This is a genomic window from Bacillus sp. FSL R5-0820, assembly GCF_038593385.1.
Lineage (GTDB): Bacteria > Bacillota > Bacilli > Bacillales > Bacillaceae > Bacillus > Bacillus altitudinis.
On record NZ_CP151991.1, the window covers coordinates 1,986,817 to 1,998,876 of the forward strand.

Below are 12,060 nucleotides of genomic sequence, written 5' to 3' on the forward strand. Positions count from 1 at the left end.
TATATAGTCTATCATGAATCATATCGTTTTCAACTGGTTCTTCCATTCATTTGTTTGTTCATAAACTTGTTCAATGATCGCCTGTTTTTCAGCATCTGTTGTAAGGCTCGTCATAAATGTCTGTTTTTGCTCATTGAGCTGTTGGAGAGCATCTTGTTCGTACCTTTCCGTATAGGTCTTCACTAGCTTTTCATATCTGCTCAGCAACTCTTCTTTTTCGTTATCTGCCCAACGTGTTGTCATTTGATGTAGAACATCTCGAATGGCTTCAATAAACGTAGCCTTTTCATTTTGTTCAAAGAAGGCTTTCGCTGATTTTTGTTTCTTTAAAAGCGGCTCAAATGGTGCAATCTCTGCTTCGACTTCAATTTGTTTTAGCTCAGCATTTTTCTCCTCAGGGGCTGACAGGCTGAGAGAAAAGTAAGGATCTTCCGCACATGCAGCCTGCATCCCTTTTTCCCACTCCTCCTGGAAATAATGGTGGATAAACGATTCCATTCGGATATCAAGTGCCTTGAGCTCCTGCACAAATTCAAATTCATACTCCTTTAACGCTTTCTCAAGTGCCTTTTTTAACTGCTGACCAAAATTCCCTTGAGATATGCCAGGATAAAAAGCCGACTTTAATAGATCATTCGCAAATAATGAAAGCCGCTGTACAATATGATAGAGCTGTTCATGCACGTCTTTTTTTACGCTTTCGGTCACAAGCTTAGACCGTTTCACGTCTTGCATTTTTTCGAGAATGGCTTCATAGGATGTCTTGATGTTTTTCTTTTCAGCTTCTTTCTCATCTTCTGATTGATGCAAGGTCGCACGTAGTCTATCGACCGTTGTACATAATGTATTAGCTTCAAAATGCAAAAGTTCAATGGCATCTTTCGTTAATTCTTCCTCAATAAAATAGTCGAGCTGTTTTCTCAGTGTTGCATATTGATTATAAGATGTCGGCTCTTTCCCTTCGATCTCTTCCTTACTAGACACATGATGCAGGTTTGGATTGCGGATGCCTTCTTTTGTGAGCTCGCTTCGTACATAGTCAAATACGGTTTCAAGCTCTGCTTGATCCTTAGCCAAATCAGCTGCATTGATGATAAAGAACATTTTATCCATGCTAAAGGAATCTTTTACGAGTCCAAGCTTCCGTAAAAATGAGCGATCAGCTTTTGAGAAAGAATGCTGATAATACGTTAAATAAAGAAGGGCGTCTGCATCCTTCATATACTGGAAGGCGATTTCTGTATGACGCTTATTCATACTGCTTGCACCTGGTGTATCGACAATCGTCAGCCCTTTATCTGTCAGAGGTGTACTTAAATACACCGTCACTTCCTTCACCACACAAGAAACAGATTCTTCCGCTACATAAGGCTTTAATTCTTGAAGTGTGACATGTAAATTGGTTTGGTTGTCAATGTCATCATGAAACTTGGCATAGGCTTGTAGAAAATGTTCTACAATGATTCGGTGATCCTGTTCGAGCTGCCGTTTTTTCAGCACTCTTTCCAGCTTTGCCTTAAACGAATCTCCTTTTTCTGTTGTGATCGAAAATCCAAGAATCTGATCGAGTTCCTCTAGAATGTCCTGCTTCGTTTTAAACACCACTTTGACACTTTCATGAGGATGATCTTCCGTAGGTCGTGTCAGTTTGTTAATTGTTGCAGTTGTTGGCGTAGGAGATGATGGTAACACCTTCCGTCCAACAAGCGCATTGGCAAAAGAAGATTTTCCAGAACTAAAAGCGCCAAATAATGCGAGTGTAAATTCTTTTGCTTGCAGCCGTTCTGTTCGTTTTTCAAAGGAATCTCTTTGAGACTTTAGAATATCTAAAGGCGATAAAATGCGGGAAAGCTCTTTAAATTGTGCAATCGATTGTGCTGTCGTTAAATGCTGCGATTGACGGTATTGATTGCGCTCTGTCCTTTCAGCAGCTAGATCGCTCTCTTTAGCATGAATTGATGCGTGATTCTTCTCCAGCTGGTCGTGCTGCATCCATTGCTTTTTCGCATAAAACCAGTCACCTGGGATATGTTCATCCGTTCCGTTTTGCCAAATATCCCATATATGCTGAATATCCTGTCTTATTTGTTCATTTTTTTCGTTATACCCCTCAAGGCTCTGAAGCTCTTGTTTCGCTTGTTTCCATTTTTCCTCTTGCTTCTCTTGTTCATTCCGGAGCTGGTCTTTCAAGGTCTCAATCATCTGTTCAATCAATTGAAGCGCTTGCTGTTTTGCCTGTCTTTTCAATGCTTCACCAGCATCTTTCGCATATTGAAGAACGTATTCGTTAGAAAAAGTTGCCCCTTGGTGAATGACCTTTTCAAGCAGGGATTCTTCAATAGGTGTCTCAAATGCCATGGCTTTGTCTAATAACGCTTCGCCAAGCTGATGCTGTTTTATTTCTTTTTTAAGGAGCTCGGCAATGTGCCAGTCAACTTCCGCTTTCATTCTCTTTTTTACATCTGCTAAGAAATCATTTGCCCGCTTTTCCTTTTCCTGCTCGGTTTTATTTTTGGCAAAAAGTAAACCCACTTTAAAGCCAGGTGCTTTCGATTCGATATAGTCACTTGCAAGCTCTCGCATCTTAAATGGCGTGAGGTTTGCGTTTTTTAAGATGTTCTCTACTTCAGAAGACACTTCATCTTCTACCTGCTTTGCACCATTTTCAATAAATCGGCGTTTCTCTTCTAGTTCTTTCACTTCATTCCTTTTTTCTTGAAGCTGCGCGTCAAGGTCCTCTTCATGCAGTTCTTCTTTTAACGAGTCCATATGTTCTTTTAAAACATGTTCAATTTTCTGCTCTGTATAGGCTCGAAGCGATGCTTTAGGCATGGTTTGTAATTCTTGTAGTTTCTTCACTAAACGGATCATTTCGTTTTTTGGGTGTGCCTCATCCGTCACAGAAGTAAAATATAGATGTTCTTCTTCTATACCTTCTTTTAAAAGCATCTCAACGACTTGTTTTTTGTAGTCTTCAAAAGTTGTCTCTTGTTCATCGTGCCGATCCACTTGATTGACGATGAAATAAAGATTTGGTACTTTCTCTTTAATCGAGCGAATGAAGCGAATGTTTTCTTCAGAATGGACATGGTTATAATGAACGACATAAAAAAGAGCATCCGCTTGATGAAGAATAGAAGCAGCGGATAAAAAGTGCGCATGATCCGTTGAATCAATTCCCGGTGTATCGATGAGTGCCACTTTTTCTTCAAGTCCACTATAATCACCGCTAATTTCCACCATCTCAATCTGTTCCCCATCTTTACAAAAACGCTGCACCGCTTCTTTATCATAAGAACCGCTCATTTTTGCAAAACGTCCATCAGACGTATGGAGTTGAACTTCACTGACCCCTTTCCTGACAACAACCAAGTTTGCACTCGTTGGAATTGGGCTTGTGGGCAGGATGTGATCATGAAGAAGATGATTCACTAGTGATGACTTACCAGCAGAATAGTGGCCGGTAAATGCGATATATACTTCTTCTTCAGCTTCCTTTTTCATAATAGATGCAAGTTTGGCTGCGCGCTCGTGATCATCCCTTTTCAGAAGGCTTTGATATAAAGCACCTGTAGTTTGAACGAGCGAATCTCGAATAGACAAGTCTTTCATGACGATAAACCCCTTTGTTTTTAGAAAAGTCAGTTATGTATGAGTACCATTTTACACAAAATAAAGAGATTTTTCTTCTGATCTGAGGAAATAAAAAAAATCTGCTGCCCGATCAGTCACAATGGACTGCAATCAGGAAGCAGATTTTTTTGAAACACCTTTTAATACGAAGCCAATCAATAAGCTGTATACACAGACCGTACCGAGTAAGAAAATCATTGTCATGTGATCACCGTCCATCCTTCATGATTGAGAATGTTTATCATTAATGAAAGTGTAGCACAATTGATAATGATTTTCAATATTAATTTAGTAAATATTGATTCAGTGCTTTTTCTTCTGTTTGTATTCTGACCATCATCATCCATCCATTTAAACAAGTAAACAAAATGGCAGTAATAAATGCGTTAAATAGCAGCGGAATGAACATCAGTTCAATCGCCACCACCACATAGTTAGGATGCTTTAACCAGCGATACGGCCCCTTTTTCACAATCATCGCATTTGGAACGACTAAGATTTTTGTATTCCAATACGTCCCAAGTGAACATAGTGCCCAGTACCGAATCACCTGGGTAGCAAGCAGGAACACAAGCAGCAATAGGAAAAAACGAGACGGTTGACGATGCAGCAGCCATGTCTCTCCAATAAGCGAGAGGAAAAATGCTGCATGCATAGCGACCATATAAGGATAATGGCTTGCACCAAATTCGATCGCTCCGATCGCCTTCACCTTCTTTTCATTTCTTTTCGCCACAAGCATTTCAATGAGGCGCTGACAAATGAAAATGCCAATCACTATCCAGAAAATCATCACGAGAGCCCCTCCCATTTCATGAACAATAATTCTGACGAAAAGCCTGGACCAAGTGCTCCGCAAAGCCCCACCTGTCCTGCATCTAGTGACTGATGTTCAAGAAAATGCTTCATGACATATAAAACGGTGGCAGAAGACATGTTTCCATGCTGTTTCAGAACCTCTTTTGAAGAAAATAGCTGATGATCTTGTAAAGATAGGCTTTCAAGATAGGCATCAATCACTTTTTTTCCTCCAGGGTGAGCAAGAAAAACGGATACATCCTCTGTTGAAAACCCTAGCTGATGTAAAAATTGATCCACTTGCTCTTTTAACCACCCAGAAATGATGGACGGAATATCACGTGAGAAGATGACCCGAAATCCGTCGGCGGTAAAATCCCATCCCATCACATCTTCAGAATCTTTCATGGTCACTGACTGCGTGCCAAGCACTTTAGGTACTGTTTTTAACCGCGTATACTTAGAGGCAGCCTTTTCTCCAGTTAAAAGAACGGCCGCCGTCCCGTCACCGAACAGCGAGGTTCCAATTAAATTGCTTTTTGATTGATCTTGCGGCTGAAAAGTGAGGCTGCAAAGCTCGCAGGCAACAACGAGCACTTTCGCTTCTGGATACGCCCTGATGTATTCATAAGCTCGGGATAAGCCTGCCGCCCCGCCCCCGCATCCTAACCCCCAAATTGGCACTCGTTTCGTATAAGGAGAAAATGGAAGAACATTCATCAGCTTTGCATCAAGACTTGGCGTTGATAACCCTGTACTGGAGATGAAAAACAAAGCATCAATCTCATCAAAAGGAACTGGCTTTGTAAGAAATGCTGTTTCATGCAGACAGTGAAAAACGGCTTCTTTCGCATGTACCAATGCTTTTTCGACATAGAGATTATTTTTCTCTTCAAAAGAGTGATGTTCTTGATACCAATCAATAGGCTGGACAAACTGCCTGCTCTCTATTTCGCCATTATTAAAAGCTTTTAATAGCCGATCAATATCTTTAAACGATCGTTTAAATTGAGACCTTGCAAATTGAGCAGCTGCTTGCTGATCCACATGATGTTTTGGCAGACTTGTTCCAACTGAAAGAATGTATGCCATCGGCTTCACCTCTTTTTTCGGTTAATATCCCCAATCAAAAAAAGGATATACATGCCAAAACGACACAATTCAGTCAAAATATTTTCCTCCGTCTAACTTTTTGTCTTGACGACAATTGATAAATATTGGATAATATAGGTGAAAACATGATGTAGTTTTCCTCCTTCACAGGTTCGTTCCAAGCCAAGCGAACCTGCTTTTTTTATGCAATTTATGTTCAAAAATAATGGTGATTTAATGAAAAAAAGAACTCCGTTAATTGGGAGTTCCTCTGTGAATGACCTCTCTTATGAACATCTAAATAGCAAACCCTCACCTAAACCTTTTCAAGGATTGACTTAATAAAATCAGTTTTTTCATGTGCGTATTTGTGTTTGTCATTTCCATGTAATCTTGATAATTTAAGTTTAAGCTGTTGGTACTCACTTCTAGCTTGCTCATTATTTCTCAAGTAATCTCTGAAATTTAACTGTTCAAGTAAATACTTATTATGTCTTTGGTACATATGGATTTGATGTGTTCGTGGTTCTCCCTTATTAAAGTAGTGTCTTTCAGGTAATACGTCTGTTCCTTTATATGAGTAACCGAGTCCTTCCAACGCTATTACACATTTTTCTCCATCAAAAAAATGTTCTATTTCAATTGCAATATCAATAATTGGCTTAGCGCTTAAACCTTTTACTGCTGTACTTCCAATATGGTGTACATTGATTATGTATTGACCAATATCACCTATTATCTTTCGCTTTTCACTTTCAAATTCTTTTGTCCACTCAATAGACCAAGGAACTAAAAAGACTTCCCCTCTTGGTAATCCTAACATTTACTTATCCCACCTTTTAACACCCATTTGGAGAATGTTAATAAACCAACTTTATCATAGGTCCCATATGGAGAGAGCAGACAGATTTCAATAATCATCCTATTCGTTTAGATCTATTTCTTGGTTGATGTCATTCAATACGATTCTTAACAATTCACTCTCATCTTATTTTATATCTAAAGAACAAAAATCCCTTCAACCGATTATTAATAGAGTTAGTTAATATAGCTTTATTCAAAAAAACACCTCTCAAATGAGAAGTGCAGACCGTAGACAAACCCCACCTTTACTTGAAGTAAAAGTGCTGTATGAAAGGAATAAGCAAATGACTTTTCACGTTCACCTTTTACATAGTAGCCAATCTCTGATTCAGTTGTACTGACTTTGCTTTCTTTTGTTTCTTCTTTATTTTGTAGGGGAAGAGCTTTTCTCTATGTATTTCGCGATTGCTAGCCTCTATCTCCAAAATCCACATGAGCACCCTTTTTTCAATGAAATCGTCATTTTACAACACTTTCATACGGAATCTCCTTTCACTTCGCATTAATGGTTAAATCTGTTGCTATCTCAGCGTATAAATATCAACGTTTCGATCATTATTCAGAATTATTTCATTTAAACATGAATGGATCACCTTTTTTCTGATCAACACAAATAAATAACCATAAAATGCTAATTTATTTGATGATTATATATGAAAAGGTGTTTTTTTCCTGTATACTTAATCAATATGAACACCATGAAAAACAGTGAAAAAAGACAGAATCTACTACATGATTCGGCACAAAATTTAATTGATTGGAGTGATTGTCATGAAAAAGGTGTCCAAAAAACAGACACCCTACAACACGATATTTCTCTCGAAGATAATTGGTTTAGTGCTTCTTACACTGTTTCTCGTTTTTATCTGGGATATGTCTAAACCCCATTTGCAGGCGACAAATGGGCAAGCAACAATTGTTACTAGCAGTGACTTCCGAGACACAAGTATCAGTCTGAATGCAAAAGATCATTCTACAAGAACATTGGATCAACAATTTAGGACCAATCCAAACCAACAGACAACGAATAAAATGGTCTTTTTAACATTTGATGATGGCCCTTCTGCTACATCAAATCAGCTGTTAAATGTCTTAAAAGCACATCAAGTGAAGGCGACATTCTTCATGCTTGGACCGCAAATCCAAGCTCACCAAGCAGCTGTGAAAAGACTTTATCAAGAAGGACATCAGTTAGGGCTTCATGGCATGACGCATGATATAAACCGCTTTTATCAAAACAGTGAGTCTCCCGCAAATGAAATGAGAGAAGCTCAGCGCATTCTTGCTTCTGTTACAGGCGGTTACACCCGTCTTGTGAGAACACCTTATGGCAGTGTTCCAAATTTAACATATGATCAAAAAGTACGCTTAAACCAATATGGCTTTATCTACTGGGATTGGACGATTGATAGCCTTGACTGGAGATATAAAAACTCACAATATGTTCAAGAGGTATTGAATCAACTGCAAATGTTTGAGAAAAATAAACCATGGGAACCAAAAGTGATTTTAATGCATGATCAACCCTCTACCACGAACTATTTAGATAGCCTGATTACACAACTAAAAGCAAGGGGCTATACATTTGCAGTCATTAACGAAACAATGCCTCCGGTACAACATTAATAGCACTAATCACAACAAGCCCGTATCCAAAGGATGCGGGCTTTCAGCTCTCCAAAGAGAAGTGATTACATAACAGATTGCTTAGGTTCTTCCATTAGCTCCTGCTCTGTTTCTTTTTTAAAAGGAATCATGTGATAAATAATATGAAGCAAAATAGCGGTAAAGCTTCCGGCGACAATTCCGTTACTTGTTAACAATTTAATCGATTCTGGCAAATGCTCAAACATTTGCGGCACAACCGTTACTCCGAGCCCGATGCCAACTGAGCATGCGACAATGAGTAAGTTTTCCTGTTTGGCAAAATCGACGCGTGAGAGCATTTTAATCCCGTACGCAATGACCATACCAAACATGGCGACCATTGCACCGCCTAGAACGGATTTTGGAATAATCGTTGTAAATGCCGCGATTTTAGGAAAAAGGCCAAATACCATTAATAATACACCTGTCACCACAATGACCTGATTTTTCTTCACACCTGTTAATTGGATCAATCCAACGTTTTGGGAGTAGGCTGTGTATGGAAAAGCGTTGAAGATACCGCCTAATAAGACGGCAATTCCCTCTGCACGATATCCCTTTGCTAAATCCTTCTCTTTTAATGAACGATTCGTTAAATCTCCGAGCGCAAAGTATACACCCGTTGATTCGACTAATGACACAATGGCAACTAATGTCATTGTCATGATTGGTGCAAATTCAAAAGTAGGCAACCCAAAGTAAAAAGGCTCAATGATGCGGAAAACTTGTGCATTCGCCACTTCTGCTGTCTCCACCTTCCCTAAGAAAGCAGCAACTGCTGTCCCGAGTAGAATGCCGATTAAGATGGCAATAGCTTTCATGAATCCCTTTGTAAATCGATAGAGAAGGACAATGATAAACAATACAAGAAAAGCAAGTCCAAGATTCTCAAAAGAACCATAGTCTGCACTTCCTTCACCACCTGCCATATTGTTCATGGCGACCGGAATTAAGGTAATTCCAATGATCGTGACGACGGAACCTGTGACAACGGGCGGGAAGAATTTCACAAGCTTCCCAAAGAAAAATGAAAGAGCAATGACAATACACCCTGCGGCGATAATACTTCCATATATAGACGAAATTCCATATTTAGAGCCAATCGCAATCATAGGAGATACCGCAGTAAATGTACAGCCTAGTACAACAGGCAAACCGATGCCAAAAAAGCGGTTTTTCCATACTTGAAGCAGTGTGGCGGCACCGCACATGAAAATATCCGCCGAAATTAAGTACGTCAGCTGGGCTGGCGTGAGCCCAAGCGCATCTCCAACAATGAGTGGGACAAGAACCGCACCTGCATACATCGCCAGTACATGCTGTATCCCTAGCGAAAGGGTTTTGGCTTTTTTAGCGGCACTCATGATTGTACCTCGCGTACAAACGTGACTTTTCCTTCCTCGAGCGATTCGATACGTGCGAGTGACTCGACTCTATAGCCCAATTGCACAAGCTCTTTTCTTCCAGGCTGGAATGATTTCTCGATGACAATTCCAAAACCAGCTACTTTTGCTTTCGCTTGCTTTGCGATTGCGGCTAGTCCCTTAGTGGCTTCTCCATTTGCTAAAAAGTCATCGATAATTAACACACAATCATCCTCACTAAGGTGAGTGTTAGAGACAGCGATCGTACTTTCTACTTTTTTGGTAAAAGAATACACACTTGCGGTCAAAAGGTTATCCGTTAAAGTCAGTGATTGCCGCTTTCGGGCAAAAACAACTGGCACATGAAGGGAAAGTCCAGCCATGACAGCAGGTGCAATACCAGAAGATTCGATCGTGATAATTTTAGTAATCCCATCATGCTTAAATAATCTAGCAAACTCTTGACCGATCTCATGCATCAACACAGGATCAATTTGATGATTTAAAAAAGCATCTACCTTTAGCACTTGATTTGACAGAACGATTCCTTCGTTCTCAATCTTTTGACGTAACAATTCCATCATTCTTCCTCCCAGCATATTAGCAACTTTCATTTTTTTGCATAAAAAAAGCATTGCTGTCCATTAAGGAGCAAGCAATGCGAAAACGATCCACGGGATCTTCAGCTCATACAAAAGCTGTTTCATTTTGCTCACTCATAGTCGGACGGTATCGGTGTCCGGTAGAAACTTGCGTGCCTTCATCACGCGATTATATGAGTGTTTCATAGTGTTCAAATTATAACAAGATTTCAGACACTTGGAAAGCACTTTTCTAGAAAAATACCGAACTTAAATAATCATTAAGCTTTAAACGTTCGTTTTTAGAATATTCAACCAGCAAAAAAGCACCCTTCTGATTAAAGGGTGCCTCAGATTGTTGACAAAGAGCTAAAATGAACTTTACTTTAGCCCTTTCTCTTCTTTTCAGCGTGATAGAAAACCTTTGCAGTCTAGGAAGGGCGAGCACCGGAGCAGAGCGAATTTAACACTCGTGAGCACCGGCGCGCAGGACTGACAACGAATGCGAGGGTTTGTCTACACGCTGAAGCACCCTTCTGATCAAAGGGTGCCTTTCTTTATGATAAATACAGTTTCGTGTACTTATCCGTTAAATAATCAATTAAGTATTGAACATTTAATTCTTCACCAGTTGCGTCTTGAATGATTTCAGATGGTTTTTTCCGTTTTCCATGCTGATGGACATGTTTAGTTAGCCATTCTTTTATCGGTGCAAAAGACCCATTTTGAATCAGTTCATCAAAATTCGGTAAATCTTTGATCATTTGCTGTTTTAATTGCGCCGCATACATATAACCAAGTGCATATGAAGGGAAATAACCAAAACTACCATCAGACCAGTGAACATCCTGCAAAATACCAAGCGCATCGTTAGGCGGCGTAATGCCAAGATATGCTTTATATTTTTCATTCCATAACGCTGGCAAGTCTTCAACGGCTACTTCTTCATTGAAAATGGCCTTTTCAATTTCATAGCGAATAATAATGTGAAGCGGATACGTGAGTTCATCTGCTTCAATTCGAATGTAAGTCGGCTTCGATTCATTCACCGCATGCACAAATTCTTCTAAAGTGACATCTTTAAATTGTTCAGGAGATGCCTCTTGCAGCTTTTGATAATACGTTTTCCAGAAATCTTCATGTCTGCCGATAAAGTTCTCAAAGAAAAGAGACTGTGATTCATGAATACCCATTGATGTGCCGTCACATAAGAGCGTTCCGCTCAGTGCCTCATCAATATTTTGTTCATAAATGGCATGGCCGCATTCGTGAATGGTGCCAAAGATCGCCATGCGAAAATCGTGCTCATCATAACGCGTCGTCACACGTACATCCCCTCTGCTTAATGTCACAGCAAATGGATGAACCGTTGTATCAAGTCGTCCTGCGTCAAAGTCATACCCTAACTCTTTTAAGAAAAAGAGACTCAGCTCTTTTTGTTTGTCGATCGGGAAGCTTTTCGATAAAAATGATGTATCTGGTTTATTTGGCGAAGCTTCAATTTTTTTCACGAGAGGAACGATGGCGTCTCGAAGTGCGCCAAATTTTTGATCGAGTTGTTCAACCGTCATATCCGGCTCATAATTATTGAGCAGCACATCATATGGCGTTTTTTTCACGCCCCAGTATTGAATGAAACGCTTGTTAAAATCAATCAGCTGTTTTAAATAGGGCGCAAAGAGTGAAAAATCTGATTTCTCCCTTGCTTCTACCCAAACATGTTCTGCTTTTGATTGTAGAATGGAGTATTCTTTAAATTCTTCTTTTGGAATTTTACTGTTTTCATCATATTCTTTTTGCGATAATTCGAGTGCCTTCTGTGTGTCTTTTGACAGCTCTTTTTTTTCTTTATTTAAAGCATCAAGAAGATCTTTCATTTCATCAGAAGTCTTCATATTAAAGATATCGCTGGATAATTGACCGATGGTTTCTGCTCTGAAATCAGCGCTTTTTTTAGGCGCTTGTGTTCGAGAGTCCCAATAAAGTAAATGAAGCGCCTCTGTATAATGGGCGATTTTTCCTAGTAATTGATAAAACGCTTTCTCTTTTGATTCAAGACTCATGCGTTCGTTCCCCCAATC

Annotated in this window: 9 protein-coding genes and 1 riboswitch; of the genes, 1 reads left to right on the forward strand and 8 read right to left on the reverse strand. The window is 39.6% G+C overall.

What is annotated here, in order from left to right:
• Positions 1-18: 18 nt before the first annotated feature.
• The 5 genes from NST15_RS10090 to NST15_RS10110 form a co-directional block, all read right to left on the reverse strand.
• Entirely contained in the window at positions 19-3,612 is a 3,594-nt protein-coding gene (locus NST15_RS10090) for a dynamin family protein (RefSeq protein ID WP_065460595.1), read from the reverse strand.
• 132 nt (positions 3,613-3,744) lie between these two features.
• Positions 3,745-3,852, reverse strand: a complete 108-nt coding sequence (gene fbpC / locus NST15_RS10095; protein ID WP_306172627.1) for a Fur-regulated basic protein FbpC — start codon at positions 3,850-3,852, stop codon at positions 3,745-3,747.
• Between the two features lie 64 nt (positions 3,853-3,916).
• Positions 3,917-4,426, reverse strand: a complete 510-nt coding sequence (locus tag NST15_RS10100; RefSeq protein ID WP_017367476.1) for an isoprenylcysteine carboxylmethyltransferase family protein — start codon at positions 4,424-4,426, stop codon at positions 3,917-3,919.
• Positions 4,426-5,523 carry a 3-oxoacyl-[acyl-carrier-protein] synthase III C-terminal domain-containing protein gene (locus NST15_RS10105; RefSeq protein ID WP_065460597.1) on the reverse strand — a complete coding sequence of 366 codons (1,098 nt, stop codon included), beginning with the start codon at positions 5,521-5,523 and terminating at the stop codon, positions 4,426-4,428. Before NST15_RS10105 ends, NST15_RS10100 begins: the two co-directional genes overlap by 1 nt.
• Before the next feature lie 316 nt (positions 5,524-5,839).
• Complete coding sequence (locus NST15_RS10110) at positions 5,840-6,346, reverse strand: GrpB family protein (RefSeq protein WP_268373066.1); 507 nt, start codon at positions 6,344-6,346, stop codon at positions 5,840-5,842.
• Positions 6,347-7,158: 812 nt separating this feature from the next.
• Between NST15_RS10110 and NST15_RS10115 the strand changes: the two genes are divergently transcribed.
• Positions 7,159-8,013, forward strand: coding sequence for a polysaccharide deacetylase family protein (locus tag NST15_RS10115; protein WP_342498519.1), 855 nt, complete (start codon positions 7,159-7,161; stop codon positions 8,011-8,013).
• 65 nt (positions 8,014-8,078) lie between these two features.
• Here the strand turns inward: NST15_RS10115 and pbuX are convergent, their stop codons facing one another.
• From pbuX to NST15_RS10130, 3 genes are all read right to left on the reverse strand, one after another.
• Positions 8,079-9,398 carry a xanthine permease PbuX gene (gene pbuX / locus NST15_RS10120; RefSeq protein ID WP_007500846.1) on the reverse strand — a complete coding sequence of 440 codons (1,320 nt, stop codon included), beginning with the start codon at positions 9,396-9,398 and terminating at the stop codon, positions 8,079-8,081.
• Entirely contained in the window at positions 9,395-9,979 is a 585-nt protein-coding gene (gene xpt / locus NST15_RS10125; RefSeq protein WP_342498520.1) for a xanthine phosphoribosyltransferase, read from the reverse strand. The genes pbuX and xpt overlap by 4 nt, the downstream gene beginning before the upstream one ends.
• A 118-nt stretch (positions 9,980-10,097) precedes the next feature.
• Positions 10,098-10,197, reverse strand: a riboswitch (purine riboswitch).
• Positions 10,198-10,536: 339 nt separating this feature from the next.
• On the reverse strand, positions 10,537-12,042 hold the full coding sequence (locus tag NST15_RS10130) for a carboxypeptidase M32 (RefSeq protein ID WP_317327522.1): 1,506 nt from the start codon (positions 12,040-12,042) through the stop codon (positions 10,537-10,539).
• Positions 12,043-12,060: the final 18 nt, after the last annotated feature.

Coding starts and splice junctions, on each gene's coding strand:
- NST15_RS10090 (WP_065460595.1), bottom strand. CDS start 3,612: ATGAAAGACTTGTCTATTCGAGATTCGCTCGTTCAAACTACAGGTGCT.
- NST15_RS10115 (WP_342498519.1), top strand. CDS start 7,159: ATGAAAAAGGTGTCCAAAAAACAGACACCCTACAACACGATATTTCTC.
- xpt (WP_342498520.1), bottom strand. CDS start 9,979: ATGGAATTGTTACGTCAAAAGATTGAGAACGAAGGAATCGTTCTGTCA.
- NST15_RS10105 (WP_065460597.1), bottom strand. CDS start 5,523: ATGGCATACATTCTTTCAGTTGGAACAAGTCTGCCAAAACATCATGTG.
- NST15_RS10100 (WP_017367476.1), bottom strand. CDS start 4,426: ATGATTTTCTGGATAGTGATTGGCATTTTCATTTGTCAGCGCCTCATT.
- NST15_RS10110 (WP_268373066.1), bottom strand. CDS start 6,346: ATGTTAGGATTACCAAGAGGGGAAGTCTTTTTAGTTCCTTGGTCTATT.
- pbuX (WP_007500846.1), bottom strand. CDS start 9,398: ATGAGTGCCGCTAAAAAAGCCAAAACCCTTTCGCTAGGGATACAGCAT.
- NST15_RS10130 (WP_317327522.1), bottom strand. CDS start 12,042: ATGAGTCTTGAATCAAAAGAGAAAGCGTTTTATCAATTACTAGGAAAA.
- fbpC (WP_306172627.1), bottom strand. CDS start 3,852: ATGGACGGTGATCACATGACAATGATTTTCTTACTCGGTACGGTCTGT.